Source organism: Halomonas urmiana (assembly GCF_005780185.1).
Taxonomy (GTDB): domain Bacteria; phylum Pseudomonadota; class Gammaproteobacteria; order Pseudomonadales; family Halomonadaceae; genus Halomonas; species Halomonas urmiana.
In genome coordinates, this window is sequence record NZ_VBUI01000016.1 from 1 (window position 1) to 24,809 (window position 24,809).

Sequence of the window (24,809 nt, forward strand, 5' to 3'; positions counted from 1 at the left end):
TGCTCGACGAGGCCTGGTGTGCCGAGCTCGACACCATGGGTGTCGACGAGATCGTGGTGCGCTCGACCATCACCTGCCAGACCGCCCACGGCGTCTGCTCGGCCTGTTACGGTCGCGACCTGGCGCGCGGTCATCAGGTGAACATCGGCGAATCCGTCGGCGTCATCGCCGCCCAGTCGATCGGCGAGCCGGGCACCCAGCTGACCATGCGGACCTTCCACATCGGCGGCGCGGCCTCACGGGCCTCTGCGGTGGACAGCGTCCAGGTCAAGCACGGCGGCAAGGTGCGCCTGCACAACATCAAGCACGTCGAGCGCGGCGACGGCAAGCTGGTGGTGGTCTCCCGTTCCAGCGCCCTGGCCGTCGCCGACGACCACGGCCGCGAGCGCGAGTACTACAAGCTGCCCTACGGCGCCGAGCTGGACGTCCGCGACGGCGATCAGGTCGAGGCCGGCCAGGCCGTGGCCAAGTGGGATCCACACACCCACCCGATCATCGCCGAGGGCGAGGGCCAAGTGCAGTACGCCGACCTCGACGAAGGCGTGACCATGCACCGCAGCGTGGACGAGATGACCGGCCTCTCCTCGATCGAGGTGATCGAGTCGGCGGCGCGTCCCATGGCGGGCCGCGACAAGCGTCCGCTGATCATGCTCACCGACGCGGCGGGCAAGGCGGTCACCGTCGCGGGCTCCGACACGCCGGTCCAGTACCCGCTGCCCGGCAAGGCGATCATCACCGCCGACAACGGCGCGCGTATCGGCGTCGGTGAGGTCGTGGCGCGGATCCCGGTCGAGGCGACCGGCAACAAGGACATCACCGGTGGTCTGCCGCGCGTCGCCGACCTGTTCGAGGCGCGCAAGCCGAAGGAGCCGGCGATCCTTGCCGAGATCAGCGGCGTGATCAGCTTCGGCAAGGAGACCAAGGGCAAGCGTCGCCTGACGATCACCCCGGAATCGGGCGATCCGTTCGAGATGCTGATCCCGAAGTGGCGCCAGATCGCGGTCTTCGAGGGCGAGTCGGTGGAGAAGGGCGAGGTGATCTCGGACGGCCCGAGCAACCCGCACGACATCCTGCGCCTGCTGGGCATCGCCGAGCTGGCCAAGTACATCACCACCGAGGTACAGGACGTCTATCGCCTGCAGGGCGTGGGCATCAACGACAAGCACATCGAGGTGATCGTGCGTCAGATGCTGCGCAAGGTGGAGATCGCCGACGCCGGCGACAGCGACTTCATCCCCGGCGACCAGGCCGATCTGGTCCGCGTGCTCGAGCAGAACGCGCGCCTGGAGAAGGAGGAGAAGTTCCCGGCCAAGTACCAGCGGCTGCTGCTGGGTATCACCAAGGCGAGCCTCGCCACCGAGTCGTTCATCTCCGCGGCCTCCTTCCAGGAGACCACGCGGGTGCTGACCGAGGCGGCGGTGACCGGCAAGCGTGATTACCTGCGCGGCCTGAAGGAGAACGTGGTGGTGGGGCGTCTGATCCCGGCCGGTACCGGCCTTACTCACCACGCGGAGCGTCGCCGTAAGCGTGAAGACGCCGAGCGGCTGCTCCACCCGTCGGCCTACGATGTCGAGCAGGAGCTGGGCGCCCAGCTCACCGCGCTGGACTCGGACGACGACGAGATCTGACGTTCGCGTCGCGGCCTGCGCCCTCTCGGGGCGCGGGCTTGACGACGTGGCGCGTCAGCCATTAGAATGCGCAGCCTTTAACAGTGGGGCGGTGCGCCCGCATCCGCTGAGTAAGGCAAGGCAACCCATTGGAGTCAGCTACACACCATGGCAACGATCAATCAGCTCGTGCGCAAGCCGCGCAAGCGCCAGGCCGCCAAGAGCGACGTGCCTGCGCTGCAGGCCTGCCCGCAACGTCGCGGTGTCTGCACCCGCGTCTACACCACCACCCCGAAGAAGCCGAACTCCGCACTGCGTAAGGTGTGCCGTGTTCGCCTGACCAACGGCTACGAGGTCTCCTCTTACATCGGTGGTGAAGGCCACAACCTCCAGGAGCACTCCGTGGTCCTGATTCGCGGCGGTCGTGTGAAGGACCTTCCCGGTGTGCGTTATCACACCGTGCGTGGCGCCCTGGACACCTCCGGCGTGCAGAACCGTAAGCAGGGCCGTTCCAAGTACGGCACCAAGCGTCCGAAGGCCTGATCGGCCTTCGCACGCAGCAGTCACCCTATTTTGACCACGGTCTGATAAGAGTAAGGTCGAGCACGGTCTATCGCATGGCGAGAGGTCGCGCGTCTCGGGTTTACCTGAAGGATCCTTTGATGAGGGCTTATCATGCCTAGAAGAAGAGTTGCGGCCAAGCGCGAGATCCTGCCGGATCCCAAGTTCGGAAGTGAGCGCCTGGCGAAGTTCATGAACCACCTGATGGTCAGCGGCAAGAAGTCCGTAGCTGAGCGCATCGTCTACGGTGCGCTGGACAGGGTTGCCGAGCGTAGCAAGGAAGAGCCGCTGGAGATCTTCGACAAGGCGCTGGAAACCATCCAGCCGATGGTCGAGGTCAAGTCCCGCCGCGTCGGCGGCGCGACCTATCAGGTGCCCGTGGAAGTTCGCCCCTCGCGCCGTCAGGCTCTGGCCATGCGCTGGCTGGTCGACGCGGCCCGTCGCCGTGGCGAGAAGACCATGGTGCAGCGCCTCGCTGGTGAGATGCTCGATGCCGCCGAAGGCAAGGGCTCGGCCGTCAAGAAGCGTGAAGACGTGCATCGTATGGCAGAAGCCAACAAGGCCTTCTCTCACTACCGCTTCTAAGTGCGTCGTAACCGACGCACCGCCAACCATCGGGGAGTTCCAACGTGGCTCGCAAGACTCCGCTAAATCGCTACCGCAACATCGGTATCGTGGCGCACGTAGACGCCGGCAAGACCACCACCACCGAACGCGTCCTGTTCTACACCGGCCTCTCCCATAAGGTCGGCGAAGTCCATGAGGGCGCTGCCACCATGGACTGGATGGAGCAGGAGCAGGAGCGTGGTATCACCATCACCTCCGCGGCGACCACCTGCTTCTGGCAGGGCATGAACAAGCAGTTCGATGAGCACCGCATCAACATCATCGATACGCCGGGGCACGTCGACTTCACCATCGAGGTGGAGCGTTCCCTGCGTGTGCTCGACGGCGCCGTCGTGGTGCTGTGTGGCTCCTCGGGCGTTCAGCCGCAGACCGAGACCGTCTGGCGTCAGGCCAACAAGTACGAAGTCCCGCGCATGGTGTTCGTCAATAAGATGGACCGTACCGGCGCCGACTTCTTCATGGTGGTCGATCAGCTGAAGGAGCGTCTCGGTGCCAACACCGTGCCGATCCAGATCAACTGGGGTACCGAGGACGAGTTCAAGGGCGTCATCGACCTCATCCAGATGAAGGCCATCCTGTGGGATGAGGCCAACTTCGGGATGAACTACGATCTCGTCGACATCCCGGCCGAGCTCCAGGAGACTGCCGAGAAGTTCCGCGAGGAGATGGTCGAGTCGGCCGCCGAAGCCTCTGAAGAACTGATGGACAAGTACCTCGAAGAGGGCGACCTGTCCATCGAGGAGATCAAGGCCGGCCTGCGTCGTCGTACCCTCGACAACGAGATCGTCCTGGTCACCTGCGGCTCCGCCTTCAAGAACAAGGGTGTGCAGGCTGTGCTGGATGGCGTCATCGAGTACATGCCGTCGCCCACCGAAGTCAAGGCCATCGAAGGCGAGCTGGACGACAAGGACGGCACCATCGCCACCCGCGAGGCGGACGACAAGGCGCCCTTCTCCGCCCTGGCCTTCAAGATCGCCACCGACCCCTTCGTCGGTACCCTGACCTTCATCCGCGTCTACTCGGGCGTGCTGAAGTCGGGCGACAGCATCTACAACTCCGTCAAGCAGAAGAAGGAGCGCGTCGGTCGTATCGTCCAGATGCACGCCAACTCCCGCGAGGAGATCAAGGAAGTGCTGGCCGGCGACATCGCCGCCTGCATCGGCCTGAAGGACGTTACCACCGGCGACACCCTGTGCGATCTGAACGACAAGATCGTGCTCGAGCGCATGGAGTTCCCGGATCCGGTCATCTCGGTGGCCGTCGAGCCGAAGTCCAAGCCCGACCAGGAAAAGATGGGTATCGCACTGGGCAAGCTGGCCCAGGAAGATCCCTCCTTCCAGGTGCGCACCGATGAGGAGACGGGTCAGACCATCATCTCCGGCATGGGTGAGCTTCACCTGGATATCCTCGTCGACCGCATGCGTCGCGAGTTCAAGGTCGATGCCAACATCGGCAAGCCGCAGGTGGCCTACCGCGAGACCATCCGCGGCAAGGTCGAGCAGGAAGGCAAGTTCGTCCGCCAGTCCGGTGGTCGCGGTCAGTTCGGTCACGTGTACCTGCGTATCGAACCGCTCACCGCCGAGGACAAGGGCGACGACGAAGAGATGCACTTCAAGTTCGTCTCGGAGATCGTTGGCGGCGTGGTTCCCAAGGAATACGTGCCGGCCGTCGAGAAAGGGGCCTACGAGCAGCTGCAGAACGGTGTCATCGCGGGTTACCCGATGATTGACGTCAAGGTCACGCTGTTCGACGGTTCCTACCATGACGTGGACTCGAACGAGACCGCGTTCAAGGTTGCCTCTTCCATGGCCGTCAAGGAAGGTGCCAAGAAGGCGAAGGCCGTGCTCCTCGAGCCGGTGATGAAGGTCGAGGTCGTGACCCCCGAGGACTTCATGGGTGACGTCATGGGCGATCTGAATCGCCGTCGTGGCCTCGTCCAGGGCATGGATGACACCGCCATGGGCAAGATCATCCGGGCCACGGTACCTCTGGCTGAGATGTTCGGTTATGCGACCGATCTTCGCTCTCAGACCCAGGGCCGCGCAAGCTACGTCATGGAGTTTGCGGACTACGAAGAGGCGCCGTCCAGCGTCGTTGAAGCCGTCATCAACCAGAACGGTTAACCGTTAGCTAACGTAAAGAGGTTATAGCAGTGGCTAAGGCAAAATTTGAACGTTCCAAACCGCATATCAACGTCGGTACCATCGGTCACGTCGACCACGGCAAGACCACGCTGACTGCGGCCCTGACTCGCGTTTCTGCCGAGGTGTTCGGCGGTGACTGGAGCGAGTTCGATGCCATCGACAACGCCCCGGAAGAGCGTGAGCGTGGTATCACCATCGCCACCTCTCACGTGGAGTACCAGTCCGAGACGCGTCACTACGCGCACGTCGACTGCCCGGGTCACGCCGACTACGTCAAGAACATGATCACCGGTGCCGCCCAGATGGACGGCGCGATCCTGGTCTGTTCCGCTGCCGACGGCCCCATGCCGCAGACCCGCGAGCACATCCTGCTGTCGCGTCAGGTTGGCGTGCCGTTCATCGTCGTGTTCCTGAACAAGGCCGACATGGTCGACGACGAGGAGCTCCTGGAGCTGGTCGAGATGGAGGTTCGTGAACTCCTCGACGAGTACGACTTCCCGGGCGACGACACCCCGATCATCACCGGTTCCGCCCTGATGGCCCTGGAAGGCAAGGACGACAACGGCATGGGTACTACCGCCGTTGCCAACCTGATCAAGGCCCTGGACGAGTACATTCCGGAGCCGGAGCGTGCCATCGACCAGCCGTTCCTGATGCCGATCGAAGACGTCTTCTCCATCTCTGGCCGCGGCACCGTGGTCACCGGTCGCGTCGAGCGCGGCGTGGTCAAGGCTGGTGAAGAAGTCGAGATCGTCGGTATCAAGGACACCGTCAAGACCGTCGTGACCGGCGTCGAGATGTTCCGCAAGCTGCTCGACGAAGGTCGTGCCGGTGAGAACGTCGGCGCGCTGCTGCGCGGCACCAAGCGTGACGACGTCGAGCGTGGCCAGGTCCTGGCCAAGCCGGGCACCATCACCCCGCACACCAAGTTCGAGGCCGAGGTGTACGTGCTGTCCAAGGACGAGGGTGGTCGTCACACCCCGTTCTTCAAGGGCTACCGTCCGCAGTTCTACTTCCGTACCACCGACATCACCGGTACCTGTGAGCTGCCGGAAGGCGTCGAGATGGTCATGCCGGGCGACAATGTCAAGATGGTCGTCAGCCTGATCGCTCCGATCGCCATGGACGACGGCCTGCGCTTCGCCATCCGTGAAGGCGGTCGTACCGTCGGCGCCGGCGTCGTGGCCAAGATCATCGAGTAAGCGCTTCGCCGCTTGATCGATCGAAGGGGGCTCCGCCAGGAGCCCCCTTTCTGCGCACCGTAAGTGAGTGTTTGACTCTCACTGTCGGCGTGCCTATAATGCGCATCCTTTGAATGCGTGGGTTGACGGCTCGCGCCGTCAGAATCCATTGGAGTTAGGGCAAATGCAGAACCAGAAGATTCGCATTAGGTTGAAGGCCTTCGACCATCGCCTGATCGACCAGTCCGCCGCGGAGATCGTAGATACCGCCAAGCGTACCGGCGCCCAGGTCCGTGGTCCGATTCCTCTGCCGACCAATCGCGAGCGTTACACCGTGCTGGTCTCTCCGCACGTCAACAAGGACGCGCGCGATCAGTACGAGATTCGTACCCACAAGCGGGTGCTCGACATCGTCGAGCCCACCGAAAAGACCGTTGATGCCCTGATGAAGCTCGACCTCGCCGCCGGCGTTGACGTGCAGATCAAGCTCGACTGATACCACACTAGACACTCGCGGCCCAGCGTTCGCCCTCTCCGTTTGGAAGGTGTCCAGCAGCCGCCGCGCCGGGATGGCGCCACACAACGTGCTAGTGGAATGCTCTGGAAAGGGCAGCCATAGCGGGTGATAGCCCCGTACACTATAGGAGACTGAGAATGACTATCGGTTTAGTCGGTAGGAAGGCCGGTATGACCCGCGTCTTCACCGAAGACGGTGCATCCGTGCCCGTAACCGTGATCGAGGTTGAGCCTAACCGTGTGACTCGCGTCAAGTCCGTCGAGTCTGACGGCTACGCCGCGGTTCAGGTGACAACCGGCTCCCGCAAGGCCAAGCATCTGTCGAAAGCCCAAGCCGGGCAGTTCGCCAAGGCAGGTGTCGAGGCCGGTCGTTCGCTGATGGAGTTCCGCCTTCCCGAAGGCGTTGAGGCTCCGGAAGTGGGCGGCGAACTCACCGTATCCCTCTTCGAAGCTGGTCAGATGATCGACGTGACCGGCACCTCCAAGGGCAAGGGTTTCCAGGGCGCCGTCAAGCGCTGGAACTTCCGCACCCAGGACAACACTCACGGTAACTCCCTGGCCCACCGCGCACCGGGTTCCATCGGCATGTGTCAGACGCCGGGCCGCGTGTTCAAGGGCAAGAAGATGGCCGGTCAGATGGGCAATGCTCGCTGCACCGTGCAGAGCCTGGAAGTGGTCCGTGTCGACGCCGAACGTAATCTGCTGCTGATCAAGGGCGCCGTACCTGGCGCTACCGGCAGTGATGTCATCGTGCGCAGCGCCGTCAAAGCAGGCTGAAGGGGAACTTACCGATGAATCTGAATCTTGCAGGTGCAGGCGCCGGTGCTGTCGAAGTATCCGATGCCACCTTTGGCAAAGAATTCAATGAGGCCCTGGTGCACCAGGTCGTCACCGCCTATCTGGCCGGTGGTCGCCAGGGTACTCGCGCCCAGAAGAATCGTTCCGATGTGCGTGGCGGTGGCAAGAAGCCGTGGCGCCAGAAGGGCACCGGTCGTGCCCGTGCCGGTACCATCCGCTCGCCGATCTGGCGTGCCGGTGGTGTGACCTTTGCGGCGCGTCCGCAGGACCATTCCCAGAAGGTCAACCGCAAGATGTACCGTGCGGCCATGCGCTCGATTCTCTCCGAGCTGGTCCGTCAGGAACGTCTGGTGGCCGTCGATGCCTTCGCCGTCGAAGCGCCCAAGACCAAGCAGCTGGTCGCCAAGCTCGAGGAGCTGGGTCTGGAGAAGGTGCTGATCGTCACCGAAGAGGTCGACGAGAATCTGTACCTCGCCGCCCGCAACATCCCGAACGTGGATGTGGTGGACGTCGCCGCCGCTGATCCGGTGAGCCTGGTCGCCTTCGACAAGGTGCTGGTCACCGTCTCCGCTCTGCGTAAATTCGAGGAGAAGCTGGCATGAACCAGGAACGTGTATTCAAGGTTCTGCTCGGTCCGCACGTGACCGAGAAGGCCGCCATGGCCGCCGAGCGCAACCAGTACGTGTTCAAGGTGGCAAGCGACGCGACCAAGCCCGAGATCAAGGCTGCCGTGCAGGAGCTGTTCGGCAAGAAGGTCGACCGTGTTCAGGTACTGAACATGAAGGGCAAGACCAAGCGCACCGCGCAGGGTCTGGGTCAGCGCAAGGGTTATCGCAAGGCGTACGTGACACTGGCCGCCGGCGAGACGCTTGAAGACTTCTCTGGCGCCGAATAAGGGCAGGAGTACGGATCATGGCAATCGTCAAGACTAAACCCACATCCGCCGGTCGTCGCCACGTCGTCAAGATCGTTGGTGAGGAACTGCACAAGGGCCGCGCGTACGCGCCGCTGCTCGAGAAGCAGTCCAAGTCCGGTGGCCGTAACAACTACGGTCGCATCACCACCCGCCACGTGGGCGGTGGTCATCGTCATCACTATCGGATCATCGATTTCAAGCGCACCAAGGATGGCATTCCGGCCATCGTCGAGCGCCTGGAGCATGACCCGAACCGTAGCGCCCACATCGCGCTGCTGAAGTACATGGACGGCGAGCGTCGCTACATCATCGCCCCGCGTGGCGTGAGCGCCGGCGATCGTCTCGAGTCCGGCGTCAACGCGCCTATCAAGAAGGGCAACGCGCTGCCGCTGCGCAACGTCCCGCTGGGTTCCACCGTGCACTGCATCGAGCTCAAGCCCGGCAAGGGCGCGCAGATCGCTCGCAGCGCCGGTACCAGCGCCCAGCTGGTGGCTCGCGAAGGCAACTACGTCACCCTGCGTCTGCGCTCCGGCGAGATGCGCAAGGTGCTGGCCGAGTGCCGCGCGACCCTGGGCGAAGTGAGCAACTCCGAGCACAGCCTGCGTCAACTTGGCAAGGCCGGTGCGAAGCGCTGGAGAGGCGTGCGTCCGACCGTTCGCGGCGTGGCCATGAACCCGGTGGATCACCCGCACGGCGGCGGCGAAGGCCGCAGCAGCGGTGGTCGTCACCCGGTGTCTCCGTGGGGTATCCCCACCAAGGGCCACAAGACCCGCAAGAACAAGCGCACCGACAAGCTGATCATCCGTCGCCGCAAGGCCCGGAAATAAGATCCCACGCCAAGACATCAAGAGGTAACGGCTGTGCCACGTTCACTGAAGAAAGGTCCCTTTATTGACCTTCATCTGTTGAAGAAGGTTGAGACTGCAGTGGAGAAGAGCGATCGCAAACCGATCAAGACCTGGTCGCGTCGCTCCATGATCCTGCCCAACATGGTCGGGCTCACCATTGCTGTCCATAACGGTCGCCAACACGTCCCGGTGCACGTCTCCGAGGAAATGGTTGGCCACAAGCTGGGCGAATTCGCTGCTACCCGCCTTTATCGCGGCCATGCGGCGGACAAGAAAGCCAAACGGTAAGCCAGAGAGGATTGAGAGATGGAAGTCACAGCAAAGCTGCGTGGCGCTCGTTTATCCGCCCAGAAGGCCCGTTTGGTGGCTGACCAGGTGCGCGATAAACCGGTCGCCGAGGCGCTCGATCTGCTGACCTTCTCCCCGAAGAAGGCCGCGAAGCTGGTCAAGAAGGTGCTGCAGTCCGCCATCGCGAACGCGGAAGAAAACAACGGCATGGATATCGACGAGCTGCGTGTCTCGACCATCTGCGTCGATGAGGGCATGACGCTCAAGCGCATCCGTCCGCGCGCCAAGGGCCGTGCGGATCGCATTCTGAAGCGCACTTGCCACATCACCGTCAAGGTAGCCGAGAAGTAGGAGTCGACCAGATGGGTCAGAAAGTCAATCCAACAGGCATTCGCCTGGGTATCGTCAAAGACCATACCTCGGTGTGGTATGCCGAGCGCGGCGCTTATGCCGACAAGCTGAACAGCGATCTCGAAGTGCGTCGCTTCCTGGAGGAACGTTTGAAGAACGCCTCCGTGAGCAAGATCACCATCGAGCGCCCGGCCAACAACGCCCGCATCACCATTCACACTGCCCGTCCGGGTATCGTGATTGGCAAGAAGGGCGAAGATGTCGACCGCTTGCGTCGCGACGTCACTCAGATGATGGGCGTGCCCGTGCACGTCAACATCGAGGAAGTCCGCAAGCCGGAACTCGACGCCCAGCTCGTCGCGCAGAACATCGCCGGCCAGCTCGAGCGCCGTGTGATGTTCCGTCGTGCCATGAAGCGTGCCGTTCAGAACGCCATGCGTCTGGGCGCCGGCGGCATCAAGGTGCAGCTCTCCGGTCGCCTCGGTGGCGCGGAAATCGCCCGCACTGAGTGGTACCGCGAAGGTCGCGTCCCGCTGCACACCCTGCGCGCGGACATCGACTACGCCACCTACGAAGCCAAGACCACCTACGGCATCATCGGTGTCAAGGTCTGGGTCTTCAAGGGTGAAATCCTCGGGGGCATCGAGGAGGTCCGCGCCAAGGCGAAGCAGCCGCAGGCCGCACCCTCCAAGAAGAAAGGTTCCAGGTAAGGGGAGAGCGAGTCGATGTTACAACCTAAGCGTATGAAGTTCCGCAAGATGCAGAAGGGCCGCAACCGTGGCCTGGCGCATCGCGGAAGCAAGGTGAGCTTCGGCGAGTATGGCCTCAAGGCCACTGGCCGGGGGCGTGTCACCGCCCGTCAGATCGAAGCCGGCCGTCGTGCCATCACGCGTCACGTCAAGCGTGGCGGCAAGATCTGGATCCGTGTCTTCCCCGACAAGCCGATTTCCAAGAAGCCGCTGGAAGTCCGCATGGGTAAGGGTAAGGGCTCCGTCGAGTACTGGGTCGCACAGATCCAGCCGGGTCGGGTTCTGTACGAGATCGAAGGCGTTTCCGAGGAGCTGGCTCGCGAGGCATTCGCCCTGGCTGCCCAGAAGTTCCCGGTCTCCACCACCTTTGTGAAACGGACGGTGATGTGATGAAAGCCCAGGAAATTCGTGAAAAGTCAGCAGAGCAGCTCCAGGAGCAGCTTTTCGAACTCCTCCGCGAGCAGTTCAACCTGCGCATGCAGAAGGCCACCGGTCAGCTGAGCCAGACTCATCTGCTCAAGCAGGTTCGTCGGGATATCGCCCGCGTGAAGACTGTGCTCAACGAGAAGGCAGGTGACTGAGATGGTCGAAGAAAAGAAAGCCCGTACGCTCACTGGCAAGGTGGTGAGCGACAAGATGGACAAGTCCATCGTTGTCATGATCGAGCGTCGTGAGCGCCACCCGATCTACGGCAAATATGTCAAGCGCTCCACCAAGCTGCACGCCCACGACGAGTCGAACCAGGCCAAGGCCGGCGACACGGTCTCCATTGAGGAGTGCCGTCCGCTGTCGAAGAACAAGTCCTGGACCCTGATCGAAGTCGTCGAACAGGCCAAGGGTTGATCGGCTCACGCCGATCGATCCAGTGCAGTCAGATTAGGTTTGGAGAAAACCGATGATTCAGACTCAGACAATGCTGGATGTCGCCGACAACAGCGGAGCGCGCCGGGTGCAGTGCATCAAGGTGCTGGGCGGTTCGCACCGTCGCTACGCGCGCGTCGGCGATGTCATCAAGGTCACGGTGAAGGAAGCCATTCCGCGTGGCAAGGTCAAGAAGGGCCAGGTCCTCAAAGCGGTGGTGGTTCGCACCCGTAGTGGCGTCCGTCGTAATGACGGTTCGCTGATCCGCTTCGATGGAAATGCGGCTGTGTTGTTGAACAACACCAACGATCAGCCGATCGGTACCCGTATCTTCGGGCCGGTGACGCGTGAGCTTCGCAACGAGAAGTTCATGAAGATCATTTCCTTGGCGCCTGAAGTGCTGTAAGGAGCGAGGCGGATATGCAAAAGATCAAACGTGACGATGAAGTCATCGTCATCGCCGGCAAGGACAAGGGCAAGCGCGGCACCGTGAAGCGGGTTCTCGAAAACCGTTTCGTGGTGTCCGGTGTGAACATGATCAAGCGTCACACCAAGCCCAACCCGATGGCGGGCAACCAGGGCGGTATCGTCGAGCGCGAGGCATCGATTCACGCGTCCAACGTGGCCATCTTCAACCAGGAGACCGGCAAGGCGGATCGCGTCGGCTTCCAGGTTCAGGAAGACGGTACCAAGGTACGTATCTACAAGTCGACGCAGTCGCAGATCGACGCCTAACGCGAGTCGGATAGCAAAATGGCGAACTTGAAAGAACGTTATCAAAACGAGGTGGTGGCTCAACTCCAAGAGCAGTTCAGCTACGCCAATGTGATGCAGGTACCCCGGGTCACCAAGGTGACCCTGAACATGGGGATCGGCGAGGCGACCAGCGACAAGAAGCTGATCGACAACGCTATCGGCGACCTGGAGAAACTCTCCGGTCAGAAGCCGTTGGTCACCAAGGCACGCAAGTCCATCGCGGGCTTCAAGGTCCGTGAGGGCTGGCCGATCGGGATCAAGGTGACCCTGCGCTCCGAGCGCATGTGGGACTTCCTCGATCGCCTGGTGAACATCGCGATCCCCCGCGTTCGTGACTTCCGTGGTCTCAACCCGAAGTCCTTCGACGGTCGTGGCAACTACTCCATGGGGGTGCGTGAGCAGATCATCTTCCCGGAGATCGAGTATGATAAGATCGACCGGATCCGTGGTCTGGATGTCACCATCACCACCACCGCCAAAACCGATGAAGAAGGTCGTGCGCTGCTCGGCGCGCTGAACTTCCCGTTCAAGAAATAAGGGTGGGATCATGGCAAAGAAAAGCATGGTAGAGCGTGAGCTCAAGCGCACCAAGCTGGTGGCGAAGTATGCCGCCAAGCGCGCCGAGCTCAAGGCGCTCATCCAGGACGTGAACGCTTCTGACGAAGAGCGCTTCGACGCGCAGCTCAAGCTGCAGCAGTTGCCGCGTGACTCCAGTCCGGTGCGCCAGCGTAACCGCTGCCGTATCACCGGCCGTCCGCACGGCTACTACAACAAGTTCGGCCTCGGCCGCAACAAGCTGCGTGAAGCCGCCATGCGTGGCGATGTGCCCGGACTCAAGAAGTCCAGCTGGTAACGCCACGTAGAATCATCAGGAGCGCAACGTAAATGAGCATGCAAGACACTCTGGCGGATATGTTTACCCGTATCCGCAATGCGCAGATGGCCACCAAGGAGACGGTTTCCATGCCGTCCTCCAAGCTGAAGGTCGAGGTGGCCCGCGTGCTGAAGGAAGAGGGCTACATCGGCGATTTCGCCGTCAGCGAGTCCGCCAAGCCCGAACTGACCGTGACCCTCAAGTACTTCGAGGGTAAGCCGGTCATCGAGCACCTGCAGCGGGTTTCCAAGCCGTCCCTGCGCCAGTACAAGGGCAAGGACGCGCTGCCGAAGGTCGCCGAAGGTCTGGGCGTCGCCATCGTCACCACCTCTCAGGGGGTGATGACGGATCGTGCGGCTCGTCAGGCGGGTGTCGGTGGCGAAGTCATCTGCACCGTATTCTAGGAGTTTGGAATGTCCCGCGTAGCCAAATATCCGGTCAAATTGCCCACAGGCGTCGAGATCAAGCTCGACGGTGACCAGCTGTCCGTCAAGGGCAGCCAGGGCACCCTGTCCATGCCCGTTCACCAGGATGTGGTGATCGGTCAGGAAGAGGGACAGCTGACCTTCCAGCCGAGCGAGTCCGCTAAGAGCTGGGCAATGGTCGGCACCACCCGTGCCCTGGTTCAAAACCTGGTCACCGGTGTCAGCGAGGGCTTCACCAAGTCCCTCGAAATCATCGGCGTCGGTTATCGTGCCCAGGCCAAGGGCCAGACGCTCAATCTTACACTGGGCTTCTCGCACCCGGTCGACTACACCCTGCCTGAAGGTGTCACGGCGGAAACGCCGAAGAACACCGTCATCGTGCTGAAGAGCGCGGACAAGCAGGCGCTCGGCCAGTGTGCTGCGGAAATCCGCGCCTTCCGTCCGCCCGAGCCCTACAAGGGCAAGGGTGTCCGGTACGCCGACGAGCAGGTGCGTCGCAAAGAAGCCAAGAAGAAGTAAGGCAGGGTTATGAACGCGAAGAAAGAATCTCGTCTCCGTCGTGCCCGCCGTGCTCGCGCCAAGATCCGCGAGCTGGGCGTGTATCGCCTGTGCGTCAATCGTACCCCCCGCCACATCTACGCGCAGATCATTTCGCCGGATGGTGGCAAGGTCCTCGCCAGCGCTTCCACGCTGGACAAGGCCCTGCGCGAGGGGGCGACCGGCAACGCCGACGCCGCCTCCAAGGTGGGCGCTCTGATTGCCGAACGCGCCAAGCAGGCTGGCATCACCCAGGTGGCTTTCGATCGTGCCGGCTTCAAGTACCACGGTCGTGTGAAGGCCTTGGCTGACGCCGCTCGTGAAGGCGGCCTGGAATTCTAAAGGGTTTTACGATGGCGAAGAATGAACAGCAAAACGGCGATCTGCAGGAAAAACTCGTGCAGATCAACCGTGTCGCCAAGGTGGTCAAGGGTGGCCGAATCTTCGGTTTCACCGCTCTGACCGTCGTGGGTGACGGTAACGGTCGTGTGGGCTTCGGCCGCGGCAAGGCACGTGAAGTGCCGGTCGCGATCCAGAAGGCCATGGACCAGGCGCGTCGCAACATGGTCAAGGTGAACCTCACCGGTGGCACCCTGCAGTACCCGGTCAAGGCCCGTCACGGCGCCTCCAAGGTGTACATGCAGCCGGCCTCCGACGGTACCGGGATCATCGCCGGCGGTGCCATGCGCTCCGTGCTCGAGCTGGCTGGCGTGCATAACGTCCTGGCCAAGTGCTACGGCTCCACCAACCCGGTGAACGTGGTGCGGGCGACCGTCAACGGTCTGGCCTCCCTGCAGTCGCCGGAAGACGTGGCCGCCAAGCGCGGTCTGCCTGTCGAAGCGATCACGGGGTAAGCACCATGTCAGCAACGATCAAGGTTACCCAGACCCGCAGCACCATCGGCGTACTGGCCAAGCACAAGGCCACCATGAAGGGCCTCGGCCTGCGTCGCATCGGTCACACGGTTGAGCTGGAAGACACCCCTGCCGTCCGCGGCATGATCCACAAGGTCAATTACCTTGTGCGTGTTGAGGGAGAGTAATCCATGAAACTCAATAGCCTGAGCCCGGCACCGGGCTCCAAGCACGCCGAGAAGCGCGTCGGTCGTGGCATCGGCTCCGGTCTGGGCAAGACCGGTGGCCGCGGCCACAAGGGCCTGAAGTCGCGCAGCGGCGGCAGCGTGAAGCCCGGTTTCGAGGGCGGTCAGATGCCGCTGCAGCGGCGCCTGCCCAAGTTCGGCTTCACCTCCGCGAAGTCGCTGGTTTCCGAGGAAGTCCGCCTGGCCGAGCTGGCCCGGGTCGCGGGTGACGACGTCACCCTGGACACCCTCAAGGAAGCCAACGTGCTCAAGGATGCCACCAAGCATGCCAAGGTGATCCTTTCCGGCGAACTGAATAAGGCGGTCACGGTCCGCGGTCTCAAGGTCACCAAGGGTGCCCGTGCCGCGATCGAAGCCGCCGGCGGCAAGGTAGAGGACTAAATGGCTAAGTCAGGAAACATGCCGGCGATGGGTAGCGGTCTGGGTGAACTCTGGGCGCGTCTGCGCTTCGTGCTCCTCGCCATCGTGGTCTACCGTATCGGTGCCCACATCCCCGTTCCCGGTATCAATCCTGACCAGCTTGCTGCCTTGTTCAGGGAGCAGCAGGGCACCATCCTGGGCATGTTCAACATGTTCTCGGGGGGCGCCCTGGAGCGCATGAGTATCATGGCGCTGGGCATCATGCCCTATATCTCGGCGTCGATCATCATGCAGCTGATGACCGCGGTCTCGCCGCATCTCGAGCAACTGAAGAAGGAAGGCGAGGCCGGCCGCCGCAAGATCAGTCAGTACACACGCTACGGCACCGTGCTGCTGGCCCTGATTCAGGCCTCCGGCATGTCCGTGGGCCTGGCGAGTCAGGGCATTGCCTACACGGCCGACTTCAGCTTCTACTTCACTGCCATCGTGACGTTTGTCACCGGGGCGGTGTTTCTGATGTGGCTGGGCGAGCAGATCACCGAGAAGGGTATCGGCAACGGCATCTCGCTGCTGATCTTCTCGGGGATCGTGGCCGGCCTTCCGGGTGCCGTGGGGCAGGCCTTCGAGCTGGCTCGCAACGAGGGGGCCTGGAACGTCCTGCCGCTGCTGGCCCTGACCGTGCTGGGCATCGCCACCGTGGCCTTCGTGGTGTTCATCGAGCGCGGCCAACGCCGCCTCACCGTGAATTATCCGCGTCGCCAGGTGGGCAACAAGATGTATGCCGGCCAGAGCAGCTACCTGCCGCTCAAGGTCAACATGGCGGGCGTGATTCCGGCGATCTTCGCCTCGAGTATCCTGCTGTTCCCGGCGTCGCTCGGGCAGTGGGTCGGGGCCGGGGATGGCATGGAGTGGCTGCAGAGCGCCTCCCAGGCCCTGGGGCCGGGGCAGCCGCTCTACATCTTGCTTTTCGCCGCGGCGGTGGTATTCTTCTGCTTCTTTTACACAGCGCTGGTCTTCAACCCCAAGGATGTCGCTGACAACCTCAAGAAGTCAGGGGCCTTCCTGCCGGGCATCCGCCCCGGCGAGCAGACCGCTCGCTACATCGACAAGGTCATGACCCGCTTGACCCTGTTCGGCGCGCTTTACATCACTGCGGTTTCCCTGATGCCCCAGTTCCTGATCGTGGCCTGGAACGTGCCGTTCTTCTTCGGCGGTACCTCGCTGCTGATCGTGGTGGTGGTCATCATGGACTTCATGGCTCAGGTGCAGTCGCACCTCATGTCGAATCAGTACGAGTCGGTGATGAAGAAGTCCAACCTGAAAGGCTACGGTAGCGGCGGCATCATGCGCTGAGGCGCGTCGCTGGCGATTTGGTGCGCCGCGAGCTGAACCGTTGGCCCGCGTCGCGAGCCAACTTTGGAGATAGAACGATGAAAGTTCGAGCTTCCGTGAAGAAAATGTGCCGCAACTGCAAGATCATTCGTCGCAATGGCGCCGTGCGCGTCATCTGCAGCGAGCCGCGGCACAAGCAGCGTCAGGGCTAAGTCCGACGCTGCACTGAACCGGGTGCCGGCATGCCCCTTGTCCTCGAGCGAGGAAAGGGGTATGCTGTTGCGCCTTTTGTAGATGATTAATCGAGCAAGCCGCTCAAATTTCGGAGTAAGCTGATGGCCCGTATTGCAGGCGTCAATATCCCGGACAACAAGCATGCGGCGATCTCGCTGACCTATATCTTCGGGATTGGCCGTACTCGCGCGCAGGACATCTGTGCCGCGACCGGCATCGCGCCGACCATCAAGATCCAGGAGCTGTCCAGTGAAGATCTGGATACCCTGCGGTCTGAAGTCGGCAAGTACACCGTGGAAGGTGACCTTCGTCGTGATGTGACGCTGAACATCAAGCGTCTCATGGACCTGGGTTGCTATCGTGGTCTGCGTCATCGTCGTGGTCTTCCGCTGCGTGGTCAGCGTACCAAGACCAATGCGCGTACCCGCAAGGGCCCGCGCAAGCCGATCCGCAAATAACACGCACGTTCTGGCGTAAAGACAGGAATAGACATCAACATGGCTAACCCGCGTAGCAACCGTAAAAAGGTTAAAAAGCAGGTAGTGGATGCCATCGCGCATATCCACGCCTCTTTTAACAACACGATCATTACGATCACAGACCGCCAGGGCAACGCCCTTTCCTGGGCGACTGCCGGTGGTTCGGGTTTTCGTGGTTCTCGCAAGAGCACCCCGTTCGCTGCTCAAGTGGCAAGCGAACGTGCAGCGACCGCTGCAGCCGAGTATGGTGTGAAAAACGTCGACGTGCTGGTCAAGGGCCCCGGTCCTGGCCGTGAATCCGCCGTGCGCGCACTCAATGCCGCCGGCTTCCGCGTGCAGAGCATCACCGACGCGACGCCCATTCCGCACAATGGCTGCCGTCCGCCGAAGAAACGCCGCGTTTAAGGAGACAGATTCATGGCTCGTTACATTGGACCGAAGTGCAAACTGTCTCGTCGTGAGGGGACCGACCTCTTCCTCAAGAGCGGTATCACTCCCTTCGAGAAGAAGTGCAAATCCGAGCAGATCCCGGGTGTGCACGGCCAGCGCCGTCAGCGTCTTTCCGACTACGGCTTGCAGCTTCGCGAGAAGCAGAAAGTACGTCGCATGTACGGCGTACTCGAGAAGCAGTTCCGCAATTACTACAAGGAAGCGGCCCGCCTGAAGGGCGCGACCGGCGAGTTGTTGCTGCAGCTCCTCGAATCCCGACTGGACAACGTCGTCTACCGCATGGGCTTCGGCTCCACGCGTTCCGAGGCACGTCAGCTGGTCAGCCACAAGGCGATTGCCGTCAATGGCAAGACCGTCAACGTGGCGTCCTACCAGGTCAAGCCGGGTGACGTGGTCTCCGTCCGTGAAAAGGCGAAGAACCAGGCGCGCATCCAGACTTCCCTGGCCATCGCCGCCAATCGCGGCGACGTGGTGTGGGTCGAGACCGATGCCAAGAAGATGGAAGGCACTTTCAAGGCCCTGCCTGAACGCGGTGACCTGTCTGCCGACATCAACGAAAACCTGATCGTCGAGCTGTACTCCAAGTAAGTGGCGCCCGCGTCGCGCCGCCCTCGTCCGCGGGGGCGGCCTGGAGTACCGACAATCCGTTTGGCAGCCTGATAGGTGTTCATATGCAGCGTTCAGTGACAGAGTTTCTCCGTCCTCGCGACATCAAGGTCGAAGAGATCAGCGCACACCACGCCAAGATCGTGCTCGAGCCCTTCGAGCGGGGCTTCGGCCACACGCTGGGGAATGCCCTGCGTCGCATCCTGCTCTCGTCCATGCCCGGCTGTGCCGTGGTGGAGGCCGAGATCGCCGGCGTCGAGCATGAGTACAGCGCGATCGAGGGCGTCCAGGAAGATGTCATCGAAATCCTCCTGAACCTCAAGGACGTGGCGCTCCGGATGCATAGCCGCGACGAGGCAGTGCTCTCGCTGAACAAGCAGGGGCCGGCCGTCGTGACGGCAGGGGATATCGCCCTCGACCACGACGTCGAGATCGTCAACCCCGAGCATGTCATCGCCCACGTCAACGAGGGGTCCGAGCTGAAGATGCAGCTCAAGGTCGCTCGCGGCCGCGGCTATGAGCCCGCGGACGCCCGTGGCGAGGCCGACGACGAGTCCCGCGCCATCGGTCGCCTGCAGCTGGATGCTACCTTCAGCCCCGTGCGTCGGGTTTCCTACTCGGTCGAGGCCGCGCGTGTCGAACAGCGCACCGACCTCGACAAGCTGATCATCAACCTGGAAACCGACGGCACCCTGGATCCGGAAGAGGCGATTCGTCGCAGCGCGACCATCCTGCAAGAGCAGCTGGCCGCGTTCGTCGATCTGGAAGCCGACAAGGAACAGGAAGTGGTGGAGGAAGAGGATCATATCGATCCGATCCTGCTGCGCCCCGTAGACGATCTCGAGTTGACCGTTCGCAGCGCCAACTGCCTGAAGGCCGAGAACATCTACTACATCGGGGATCTGATCCAGCGCACCGAGGTGGAGCTGCTGAAGACCCCCAATCTCGGCAAGAAGTCCCTGAATGAGATCAAGGACGTGTTGGCCGCCCGCGGGCTTTCTCTGGGCATGCGGCTGGAGAACTGGCCGCCGGCAAGCCTGAAGGACGACAAGGCCTCCGCGTGAGCCTCGACTCGAGTCCCAGTTTGGTAAGGAATCACAACCATGCGTCATCGTAAGAGTGGTCGTCACCTGAATCGCACCAGCACGCATCGTCAGGCCATGTTCAAGAACATGTCTGTCTCGCTGGTCGAGCACGAAGTGATCAAGACAACCCTGCCCAAGGCCAAGGAGCTGCGTCGCGTCATCGAGCCGCTGATCACCCTGGCCAAGCAGGATAGCGTCGCCAACCGTCGTCTGGCCTTTAGCCGCACCCGCTCCAAGGAAGCGGTCGGCAAGCTCTTCAATGAGCTGGGTCCGCGTTACGCCGAGCGTCCGGGCGGTTACGTCCGTATCCTCAAGTGCGGCTACCGCACCGGCGACAACGCCCCCATGGCCTTCGTCGAACTGGTCGACCGTCCGGTCGTCGAGGAAGCCGCCGAGGAGTGATCCTCGACCGGCCTTCCGCCAGTGGCACGCCAAACCGGCTCCTCAAGGGGAGCCGGTTTTTTCTTTGAGCGCCGAGCCACAAGCGCCGAGCCACAAGCGCCAAGCCGCTCGGTGAGGGGCGGCGGGTGCGGAGGCAGGCGTCAGGCAAGAAGAAACCCCGCAGATCCTATGGTCGGCGGGGTTTCTCTTTTTCATCGTGCTCTATCCTTGGCCGCTTGGCCGCTTGGCCGCTTGGCCGCTTGGCCGCTTGGCCGCTTGGCCGCTTGGCCGCTTGGCCGCTTGGCATTGCTCGGCTCGCTGTCAGGCGGTTGTCTCCGGCTCAGTCTTGCTGGCCTTGGCGCGCTCCAGCAGCGGCTTGAGGAAGCGCCCGGTGTGTGACGCCTCGTGGCGCGCCACCTGCTCCGGCGTGCCCTCGGCGACGATGCGCCCGCCCCCGGAGCCGCCCTCGGGGCCGAGATCGATCAGCCAGTCCGCGGTCTTGATCACGTCCAGGTTGTGCTCGATCACCACGATGGTGTTGCCGTGGTCGCGCAGGCGGTGCAACACCGTGAGCAGCTGGCGGATGTCCTCGAAGTGCAGGCCGGTGGTCGGCTCGTCGAGGATGTACAGCGTCTTGCCGGTATCGCGTTTGGCCAGCTCGCGGGCCAGCTTGACCCGCTGGGCCTCGCCGCCGGAGAGCGTGGTGGCGCTCTGTCCCAGGCGGATGTAGGAGAGCCCGACGTCGAGCAGGGTCTGCAGGCGCCGGGCGATGGCCGGCACCGGCGAGAAGAACGCCAGCGCCTCCTCGACGGTCATCTCCAGCACCTCGTGGATGCTCTTGCCCTTGTAGGCGATCTCCAGGGTCTCGCGGTTGTAGCGCTTGCCCTTGCAGACGTCGCAGGGCACGTAGATGTCCGGCAGGAAGTGCATCTCCACCTTGATCATCCCCTCGCCCTGGCAGGCCTCGCAGCGCCCGCCCTTGACGTTGAAGGAGAAGCGGCCCGGCTTGTAGCCTCGCGAGCGGGCTTCCTGGGTGCCGGCGAAGAGCTCGCGGATCGGTGTGAAGATGCCGGTGTAGGTGGCCGGGTTGGAGCGCGGCGTGCGCCCGATGGGGCTCTGGTCAATGTCGATCACCTTGTCGAGGTGCTCGAGGCCCTCGAGACGATCGTGGGCGGCCGGGGTCAGGCTGGTGGCACGGTTGAGTTCCCGGGCAGCGATCGGCATCAGGGTGGCATTGATCAGCGTCGACTTGCCGGAGCCCGAGACACCGGTGATACAGACGAAGAGACCCAGGGGCAACTCGAGGGTGACCTCCTGAAGGTTGTTGCCCCGCGCGCCGGAGAGGCGCACCACCTTCTCGGGGTTGCCGGGAATGCGCCACGGCGGGACCTCGATACGCCGGCTGCCGGCGAGGTACTGGCCGGTGAGGGAGTCGGGGGTCGCCATGATGTCCTGGGGCGTGCCCTGGGCGACGATCTGCCCGCCGTGGACGCCGGCGCCGGGGCCGATGTCGAGCACGTGGTCGGCGGCGCGGATGGCTTCCTCGTCATGCTCGACCACGATCACGGTATTGCCCAGGTCGCGTAGCCGCTCCAGGGTCTGCAGCAGGCGGTCGTTGTCGCGCTGGTGCAGGCCGATGGAGGGCTCGTCGAGGATGTACATCACGCCGACCAGGCCGGCGCCGATCTGGCTGGCCAGGCGAATGCGCTGGGCCTCGCCGCCGGAGAGCGTCTCGGCGCTGCGCTCGAGATTCAGGTAGTCGAGCCCGACGTTGACCAGGAACTCCAGGCGCGCGTGGATCTCGTTGATGATCTTCACGGCGATCTCGCCGCGGCGCCCCGGTAGGCTGAGCTCGCCGAAGTAGGCCAGCGCCTCGCCGATGGGCAGCCGAACGAGCTGGGGCAGGGTGTTATCGTCGATGTAGACGTGCCGCGATTCCCGGCGTAACCGGGAGCCGTGGCAGGTCGGACAGGGCTGCACGGCGATGTGCCGGGCCAGGTCCTCGCGCACCATGCTCGACTCGGTCTCGCGATAGCGGCGCTGCATGTTGGGCAGCACGCCCTCGAAGGGGTGCTCGCGGGTGACCTTGCGGCCACGGTCGTTGACGTAGTGGAAGGCGATGTCGTCGCTGCCGCTGCCGTAGAGGATGACCTCGCGCTCGTGGCGGGCGAGGTCCTGCCAGGGTGTCTCCAGGGTGAAGCGATAGTGGTCGGCGACGGCCTGCAGCTGGTTGAAGTAGTAGACGCTGCGCCGGTCCCAGCCCTTGATCACGCCCTCGGCCAGCGACAGCTCGGGATGGCTGATCAGCTTGTCGGGATCGAAGAACTGCTGCACGCCGAGGCCGTCGCAGGTCGGACAGGCACCCGCCGGGTTGTTGAAGGAGAACATGCGCGGCTCGAGCTCGGCGATGGAGTAGCCGCACACCGGGCAGGCGAAGCGCGCCGAGAAGGCGAGGTCCTCCGCCTCGCCATCCATGAAGTGAATCATGGCGGTGCCGTCGGCGAGGTTGAGCGCCGTCTCGAAGGATTCCGCCAGGCGCTGGGCCAGCCCCTCGCGGACCTTGATGCGGTCGACCACCACGCTGATGTCGTGTTTCTTATTCTTGTCCAGCGGGGCGATGTCGTCGAGCTCCAGCACCTGGCCATCGACCAGGGCGCGCACGAAGCCCTGGGCGCGCAGCTCGGCCAGCAGCTGCAGGTGTTCGCCCTTGCGCCCCTTGATCACCGGGGCCAGCAGCATCAGCTTGCTGCCCTCGGGCAGGGTCAGCACCTGGTCGACCATCTGCGACACGGTCTGCGCCTCGAGGTCCTCGCCGTGCTCGGGGCAGCGCGGCGTGCCGGCCCGGGCGTACAGCAAGCGCAGGTAGTCGTAGATCTCGGTGATGGTACCGACGGTGGAGCGCGGGTTGTGGGACGTGGACTTCTGCTCAATGGAGATCGCCGGCGACAGCCCCTCGATGTGGTCGACGTCGGGCTTCTCCATCATCGACAGGAACTGGCGCGCGTAGGTGGAAAGCGACTCCACGTAGCGGCGCTGCCCCTCGGCATAGAGGGTGTCGAAGGCCAGCGACGACTTGCCCGAGCCGGAGAGCCCGGTGACCACGATCAGCTTGTCACGGGGCAGTTCGACGTCGATGTTCTTCAGGTTGTGGGTGCGCGCACCCCTGACCAGAATTGTGTCCATTCCCACCTCGCCGGACGCGGCAAAACCTCGATTATACGGGGCGGGCCGCACCGGCGGCAAAGCGCCGCTGCCCTCGGCTTTCCCTGGGGGGTGGCGAGCCGCTAGAATATGCGGTCCACCTCCGGGCCCGAGGGCCCGTCCACGGAAGTTCGAATCGCTATGCGAAAGGTCTCAGGACTGCTGTTAGCCACCGAGCGTCGTGCCATCGCCGGGCTGGCCGGGCTCTATGCCACGCGCATGCTCGGGCTGTTCATGGTGCTGCCAGTGCTCGCCCTGTATGCCGACGACCTGGCGGGCGCCACGCCGCTGCTGGTCGGCCTGGCGCTGGGCATCTACGGCCTCACCCAGGCGGTGCTGCAGATCCCCTTCGGGCTGCTCTCCGACCGCCTCGGGCGCAAGCCGGTGATCGCCGGTGGCCTCGTGCTGTTCATGCTCGGCAGCCTGGTGGCCGCCCAGGCCGACTCCATCGGTGCGGTGATCCTGGGGCGTTGCCTGCAGGGCAGCGGCGCCGTGGCCGCGGCCATCATGGCGCTGCTCGCTGACCAGACCCGCGAGCAGGTGCGCACCGCCGCCATGGCCACCATCGGGCTCTCCATCGGCGTGGCCTTCGCCGTGGCCATGGTGCTGGGGCCCTGGCTCGCCGCGGATCATGGCCTCGCCGGCGTCTTCTGGTTCACCGCCGCCCTGGCGCTGCTGGGGCTCGGCGTGCTGTGGAAGCTGGTACCGCCGGCACCGCGCCGCGTGCGCCACCGCGACGTGGGCATGGACCGCGAGCAGCTGCGGGGCATCCTGGCGCGCAGCGACCTGTGGCGCATGGATTTCTCGATCTTCGCCCTGCACTTGGTGCTGATGGCGATCTTCGTCGCCGTGCCCTTTCGGCTGGTGGAGGCGGGGATCGCCGTCGAGCAGCACGGCCTGACCTATCTCGGCGTCATGCTGCTGGCCTTCGTGGCCATGGTGCCGCTGGTGATCGTCGCCGAGAAGCAGCGCCGCATGAAGACCATGTGCCTCTCCGCGATCACCGGCATCACCCTGAGCCTGTTCGGCCTGGCGGGCCTGGGCGAGGGGAGCTGGGCACTGTTCGGCTGGCTGCTGCTGTTCTTCATCGCCTTCAATCTGCTCGAGGCCACGCTGCCCTCGATGCTCAGCAAGCTCGCCCCGGCCGGTGCCAAGGGCACCGCCATGGGCGTCTACTCCACCAGCCAGTTCCTGGGCGCCTTCCTCGGCGGCGTGCTGGGCGGCTGGCTCGCCCAGCAGTGGGGGCTCTCCGCGGTCTTCATCGGCTGCGGTTTGCTGGGCCTCGCCTGGCTGGCGGCGATGGCCGGCATGGTGCCCCCTCGGCATCTCTCCAGCGAGGTGGTGGCGCTGGACGACCATGAGCAGGACGATGCCCTGGACACCCTGATGGCGCGTTTCGCCGACGTGGCCGGGGTGGAGGATGTGCTGGTCGTTCCCGAGGAGCGCCTGGCCTACCTGAAGGTGGACCGGCAGCGCCTCGACGAGCAGGCCCTGGCGCGCCTCACCGGTTCCGGCAATCCCCACAGCGGCGCCTGAGCCGCGT

General features: G+C 63.4%; 34 protein-coding genes and 1 pseudogene. 34 read left to right on the forward strand and 1 reads right to left on the reverse strand.

Features of this window, described 5'->3' with window-relative positions:
* The 33 genes and pseudogenes from FEI13_RS11070 to rplQ form a co-directional block, all read left to right on the forward strand.
* Positions 1-1,628, forward strand: a pseudogene (locus tag FEI13_RS11070) (DNA-directed RNA polymerase subunit beta'); the annotation flags it as partial.
* Positions 1,629-1,775: 147 nt separating this feature from the next.
* Positions 1,776-2,150, forward strand: coding sequence for a 30S ribosomal protein S12 (gene rpsL, locus FEI13_RS11075; RefSeq protein WP_089848264.1), 375 nt, complete (start codon positions 1,776-1,778; stop codon positions 2,148-2,150).
* A 132-nt stretch (positions 2,151-2,282) separates the two neighbouring features.
* Positions 2,283-2,753 (forward strand): 30S ribosomal protein S7, encoded by a 471-nt coding sequence (gene rpsG, locus FEI13_RS11080; protein ID WP_138181599.1) that lies wholly within the window; start codon positions 2,283-2,285, stop codon positions 2,751-2,753.
* Positions 2,754-2,797: 44 nt separating this feature from the next.
* Entirely contained in the window at positions 2,798-4,918 is a 2,121-nt protein-coding gene (gene fusA / locus FEI13_RS11085; protein WP_138181600.1) for an elongation factor G, read from the forward strand.
* Positions 4,919-4,947: 29 nt separating this feature from the next.
* Entirely contained in the window at positions 4,948-6,141 is a 1,194-nt protein-coding gene (gene tuf, locus FEI13_RS11090; protein ID WP_138181601.1) for an elongation factor Tu, read from the forward strand.
* 163 nt (positions 6,142-6,304) lie between these two features.
* Positions 6,305-6,616, forward strand: a complete 312-nt coding sequence (gene rpsJ / locus FEI13_RS11095; protein ID WP_089848256.1) for a 30S ribosomal protein S10 — start codon at positions 6,305-6,307, stop codon at positions 6,614-6,616.
* Positions 6,617-6,774: 158 nt separating this feature from the next.
* The gene (gene rplC, locus FEI13_RS11100) at positions 6,775-7,413 is read left to right on the forward strand and encodes a 50S ribosomal protein L3 (RefSeq protein WP_138181602.1); all 639 of its coding nucleotides are present in this window, start codon (positions 6,775-6,777) and stop codon (positions 7,411-7,413) included.
* A gap of 14 nt (positions 7,414-7,427) precedes the next feature.
* Positions 7,428-8,036 carry a 50S ribosomal protein L4 gene (gene rplD, locus FEI13_RS11105; protein WP_138181603.1) on the forward strand — a complete coding sequence of 203 codons (609 nt, stop codon included), beginning with the start codon at positions 7,428-7,430 and terminating at the stop codon, positions 8,034-8,036.
* Positions 8,033-8,329, forward strand: coding sequence for a 50S ribosomal protein L23 (gene rplW / locus FEI13_RS11110; RefSeq protein WP_040183135.1), 297 nt, complete (start codon positions 8,033-8,035; stop codon positions 8,327-8,329). The genes rplD and rplW overlap by 4 nt, the downstream gene beginning before the upstream one ends.
* 17 nt (positions 8,330-8,346) lie before the next feature.
* Positions 8,347-9,177 (forward strand): 50S ribosomal protein L2, encoded by an 831-nt coding sequence (gene rplB, locus FEI13_RS11115; RefSeq protein ID WP_138181604.1) that lies wholly within the window; start codon positions 8,347-8,349, stop codon positions 9,175-9,177.
* Between the two features lie 33 nt (positions 9,178-9,210).
* Entirely contained in the window at positions 9,211-9,486 is a 276-nt protein-coding gene (gene rpsS, locus FEI13_RS11120; protein WP_040183133.1) for a 30S ribosomal protein S19, read from the forward strand.
* A gap of 18 nt (positions 9,487-9,504) precedes the next feature.
* Entirely contained in the window at positions 9,505-9,837 is a 333-nt protein-coding gene (gene rplV / locus FEI13_RS11125; RefSeq protein ID WP_089848247.1) for a 50S ribosomal protein L22, read from the forward strand.
* An 11-nt stretch (positions 9,838-9,848) separates the two neighbouring features.
* Positions 9,849-10,547 carry a 30S ribosomal protein S3 gene (gene rpsC, locus FEI13_RS11130; protein ID WP_089848246.1) on the forward strand — a complete coding sequence of 233 codons (699 nt, stop codon included), beginning with the start codon at positions 9,849-9,851 and terminating at the stop codon, positions 10,545-10,547.
* A 15-nt stretch (positions 10,548-10,562) separates the two neighbouring features.
* Positions 10,563-10,976 (forward strand): 50S ribosomal protein L16, encoded by a 414-nt coding sequence (rplP, locus tag FEI13_RS11135; RefSeq protein WP_021819610.1) that lies wholly within the window; start codon positions 10,563-10,565, stop codon positions 10,974-10,976.
* Positions 10,976-11,167 (forward strand): 50S ribosomal protein L29, encoded by a 192-nt coding sequence (gene rpmC / locus FEI13_RS11140; RefSeq protein WP_040183129.1) that lies wholly within the window; start codon positions 10,976-10,978, stop codon positions 11,165-11,167. Before rplP ends, rpmC begins: the two co-directional genes overlap by 1 nt.
* A 1-nt stretch (position 11,168) precedes the next feature.
* Entirely contained in the window at positions 11,169-11,429 is a 261-nt protein-coding gene (rpsQ, locus tag FEI13_RS11145; RefSeq protein ID WP_138181683.1) for a 30S ribosomal protein S17, read from the forward strand.
* 52 nt (positions 11,430-11,481) lie between these two features.
* Entirely contained in the window at positions 11,482-11,853 is a 372-nt protein-coding gene (gene rplN / locus FEI13_RS11150; protein WP_071943813.1) for a 50S ribosomal protein L14, read from the forward strand.
* Between the two features lie 14 nt (positions 11,854-11,867).
* Positions 11,868-12,182 (forward strand): 50S ribosomal protein L24, encoded by a 315-nt coding sequence (gene rplX, locus FEI13_RS11155; protein WP_108447070.1) that lies wholly within the window; start codon positions 11,868-11,870, stop codon positions 12,180-12,182.
* 18 nt (positions 12,183-12,200) lie between these two features.
* The gene (rplE, locus tag FEI13_RS11160; protein WP_106232381.1) at positions 12,201-12,740 is read left to right on the forward strand and encodes a 50S ribosomal protein L5; all 540 of its coding nucleotides are present in this window, start codon (positions 12,201-12,203) and stop codon (positions 12,738-12,740) included.
* A 10-nt stretch (positions 12,741-12,750) separates the two neighbouring features.
* A complete protein-coding gene (rpsN, locus tag FEI13_RS11165; protein WP_108447068.1) occupies positions 12,751-13,056 on the forward strand; it encodes a 30S ribosomal protein S14 in 306 nt (101 codons plus the stop codon).
* Between the two features lie 32 nt (positions 13,057-13,088).
* Positions 13,089-13,481 (forward strand): 30S ribosomal protein S8, encoded by a 393-nt coding sequence (rpsH, locus tag FEI13_RS11170; RefSeq protein ID WP_138181605.1) that lies wholly within the window; start codon positions 13,089-13,091, stop codon positions 13,479-13,481.
* 9 nt (positions 13,482-13,490) lie between these two features.
* The gene (rplF, locus tag FEI13_RS11175; RefSeq protein ID WP_138181606.1) at positions 13,491-14,021 is read left to right on the forward strand and encodes a 50S ribosomal protein L6; all 531 of its coding nucleotides are present in this window, start codon (positions 13,491-13,493) and stop codon (positions 14,019-14,021) included.
* A gap of 9 nt (positions 14,022-14,030) precedes the next feature.
* Complete coding sequence (rplR, locus tag FEI13_RS11180; RefSeq protein ID WP_089848238.1) at positions 14,031-14,381, forward strand: 50S ribosomal protein L18; 351 nt, start codon at positions 14,031-14,033, stop codon at positions 14,379-14,381.
* A gap of 11 nt (positions 14,382-14,392) precedes the next feature.
* A complete protein-coding gene (gene rpsE / locus FEI13_RS11185) occupies positions 14,393-14,893 on the forward strand; it encodes a 30S ribosomal protein S5 (RefSeq protein ID WP_089848236.1) in 501 nt (166 codons plus the stop codon).
* Positions 14,894-14,898: 5 nt separating this feature from the next.
* The gene (gene rpmD, locus FEI13_RS11190) at positions 14,899-15,081 is read left to right on the forward strand and encodes a 50S ribosomal protein L30 (RefSeq protein ID WP_013331010.1); all 183 of its coding nucleotides are present in this window, start codon (positions 14,899-14,901) and stop codon (positions 15,079-15,081) included.
* Positions 15,082-15,084: 3 nt separating this feature from the next.
* Positions 15,085-15,519 (forward strand): 50S ribosomal protein L15, encoded by a 435-nt coding sequence (gene rplO / locus FEI13_RS11195; RefSeq protein WP_138181607.1) that lies wholly within the window; start codon positions 15,085-15,087, stop codon positions 15,517-15,519.
* Positions 15,520-16,851, forward strand: a complete 1,332-nt coding sequence (gene secY, locus FEI13_RS11200) for a preprotein translocase subunit SecY (protein ID WP_138181608.1) — start codon at positions 15,520-15,522, stop codon at positions 16,849-16,851.
* Between the two features lie 77 nt (positions 16,852-16,928).
* Positions 16,929-17,042: a 50S ribosomal protein L36 gene (gene rpmJ, locus FEI13_RS11205; protein WP_008959154.1), complete on the forward strand. Its 114-nt coding sequence runs from the start codon at positions 16,929-16,931 to the stop codon at positions 17,040-17,042.
* Positions 17,043-17,165: 123 nt separating this feature from the next.
* The gene (rpsM, locus tag FEI13_RS11210) at positions 17,166-17,522 is read left to right on the forward strand and encodes a 30S ribosomal protein S13 (protein ID WP_138181609.1); all 357 of its coding nucleotides are present in this window, start codon (positions 17,166-17,168) and stop codon (positions 17,520-17,522) included.
* Positions 17,523-17,561: 39 nt separating this feature from the next.
* Positions 17,562-17,948: a 30S ribosomal protein S11 gene (rpsK, locus tag FEI13_RS11215; protein WP_040183105.1), complete on the forward strand. Its 387-nt coding sequence runs from the start codon at positions 17,562-17,564 to the stop codon at positions 17,946-17,948.
* Positions 17,949-17,960: 12 nt separating this feature from the next.
* Positions 17,961-18,581, forward strand: a complete 621-nt coding sequence (gene rpsD, locus FEI13_RS11220; protein ID WP_040183104.1) for a 30S ribosomal protein S4 — start codon at positions 17,961-17,963, stop codon at positions 18,579-18,581.
* 83 nt (positions 18,582-18,664) lie between these two features.
* Positions 18,665-19,663, forward strand: coding sequence for a DNA-directed RNA polymerase subunit alpha (locus tag FEI13_RS11225; RefSeq protein ID WP_138181610.1), 999 nt, complete (start codon positions 18,665-18,667; stop codon positions 19,661-19,663).
* A gap of 39 nt (positions 19,664-19,702) precedes the next feature.
* Positions 19,703-20,086, forward strand: a complete 384-nt coding sequence (gene rplQ, locus FEI13_RS11230; protein WP_138181611.1) for a 50S ribosomal protein L17 — start codon at positions 19,703-19,705, stop codon at positions 20,084-20,086.
* A 300-nt stretch (positions 20,087-20,386) separates the two neighbouring features.
* On the opposite strand, the gene uvrA is transcribed toward rplQ, so the two are convergent.
* Positions 20,387-23,248, reverse strand: coding sequence for an excinuclease ABC subunit UvrA (uvrA, locus tag FEI13_RS11235; RefSeq protein WP_138181612.1), 2,862 nt, complete (start codon positions 23,246-23,248; stop codon positions 20,387-20,389).
* Positions 23,249-23,407: 159 nt separating this feature from the next.
* On the opposite strand from uvrA, the gene FEI13_RS11240 reads away from it, so the two are divergent.
* Positions 23,408-24,802, forward strand: coding sequence for an MFS transporter (locus tag FEI13_RS11240; RefSeq protein WP_138181613.1), 1,395 nt, complete (start codon positions 23,408-23,410; stop codon positions 24,800-24,802).
* Positions 24,803-24,809: the final 7 nt, after the last annotated feature.

Coding starts and splice junctions, on each gene's coding strand:
- rplW (WP_040183135.1), top strand. CDS start 8,033: ATGAACCAGGAACGTGTATTCAAGGTTCTGCTCGGTCCGCACGTGACC.
- rplD (WP_138181603.1), top strand. CDS start 7,428: ATGAATCTGAATCTTGCAGGTGCAGGCGCCGGTGCTGTCGAAGTATCC.
- rplO (WP_138181607.1), top strand. CDS start 15,085: ATGAAACTCAATAGCCTGAGCCCGGCACCGGGCTCCAAGCACGCCGAG.
- secY (WP_138181608.1), top strand. CDS start 15,520: ATGGCTAAGTCAGGAAACATGCCGGCGATGGGTAGCGGTCTGGGTGAA.
- rplF (WP_138181606.1), top strand. CDS start 13,491: ATGTCCCGCGTAGCCAAATATCCGGTCAAATTGCCCACAGGCGTCGAG.
- FEI13_RS11225 (WP_138181610.1), top strand. CDS start 18,665: ATGCAGCGTTCAGTGACAGAGTTTCTCCGTCCTCGCGACATCAAGGTC.
- rpsG (WP_138181599.1), top strand. CDS start 2,283: ATGCCTAGAAGAAGAGTTGCGGCCAAGCGCGAGATCCTGCCGGATCCC.
- rpsM (WP_138181609.1), top strand. CDS start 17,166: ATGGCCCGTATTGCAGGCGTCAATATCCCGGACAACAAGCATGCGGCG.
- rpmD (WP_013331010.1), top strand. CDS start 14,899: ATGTCAGCAACGATCAAGGTTACCCAGACCCGCAGCACCATCGGCGTA.
- FEI13_RS11240 (WP_138181613.1), top strand. CDS start 23,408: ATGCGAAAGGTCTCAGGACTGCTGTTAGCCACCGAGCGTCGTGCCATC.
- rpsH (WP_138181605.1), top strand. CDS start 13,089: ATGAGCATGCAAGACACTCTGGCGGATATGTTTACCCGTATCCGCAAT.
- rpmJ (WP_008959154.1), top strand. CDS start 16,929: ATGAAAGTTCGAGCTTCCGTGAAGAAAATGTGCCGCAACTGCAAGATC.
- rplB (WP_138181604.1), top strand. CDS start 8,347: ATGGCAATCGTCAAGACTAAACCCACATCCGCCGGTCGTCGCCACGTC.
- rplC (WP_138181602.1), top strand. CDS start 6,775: ATGACTATCGGTTTAGTCGGTAGGAAGGCCGGTATGACCCGCGTCTTC.
- rplP (WP_021819610.1), top strand. CDS start 10,563: ATGTTACAACCTAAGCGTATGAAGTTCCGCAAGATGCAGAAGGGCCGC.
- rpsQ (WP_138181683.1), top strand. CDS start 11,169: ATGGTCGAAGAAAAGAAAGCCCGTACGCTCACTGGCAAGGTGGTGAGC.
- rpsE (WP_089848236.1), top strand. CDS start 14,393: ATGGCGAAGAATGAACAGCAAAACGGCGATCTGCAGGAAAAACTCGTG.
- rpsK (WP_040183105.1), top strand. CDS start 17,562: ATGGCTAACCCGCGTAGCAACCGTAAAAAGGTTAAAAAGCAGGTAGTG.
- rpsC (WP_089848246.1), top strand. CDS start 9,849: ATGGGTCAGAAAGTCAATCCAACAGGCATTCGCCTGGGTATCGTCAAA.
- rplV (WP_089848247.1), top strand. CDS start 9,505: ATGGAAGTCACAGCAAAGCTGCGTGGCGCTCGTTTATCCGCCCAGAAG.
- rplR (WP_089848238.1), top strand. CDS start 14,031: ATGAACGCGAAGAAAGAATCTCGTCTCCGTCGTGCCCGCCGTGCTCGC.
- rpsN (WP_108447068.1), top strand. CDS start 12,751: ATGGCAAAGAAAAGCATGGTAGAGCGTGAGCTCAAGCGCACCAAGCTG.
- rplQ (WP_138181611.1), top strand. CDS start 19,703: ATGCGTCATCGTAAGAGTGGTCGTCACCTGAATCGCACCAGCACGCAT.
- rpsL (WP_089848264.1), top strand. CDS start 1,776: ATGGCAACGATCAATCAGCTCGTGCGCAAGCCGCGCAAGCGCCAGGCC.
- rplX (WP_108447070.1), top strand. CDS start 11,868: ATGCAAAAGATCAAACGTGACGATGAAGTCATCGTCATCGCCGGCAAG.
- rplN (WP_071943813.1), top strand. CDS start 11,482: ATGATTCAGACTCAGACAATGCTGGATGTCGCCGACAACAGCGGAGCG.
- rpsJ (WP_089848256.1), top strand. CDS start 6,305: ATGCAGAACCAGAAGATTCGCATTAGGTTGAAGGCCTTCGACCATCGC.
- rpsD (WP_040183104.1), top strand. CDS start 17,961: ATGGCTCGTTACATTGGACCGAAGTGCAAACTGTCTCGTCGTGAGGGG.
- uvrA (WP_138181612.1), bottom strand. CDS start 23,248: ATGGACACAATTCTGGTCAGGGGTGCGCGCACCCACAACCTGAAGAAC.
- rplE (WP_106232381.1), top strand. CDS start 12,201: ATGGCGAACTTGAAAGAACGTTATCAAAACGAGGTGGTGGCTCAACTC.
- rpmC (WP_040183129.1), top strand. CDS start 10,976: ATGAAAGCCCAGGAAATTCGTGAAAAGTCAGCAGAGCAGCTCCAGGAG.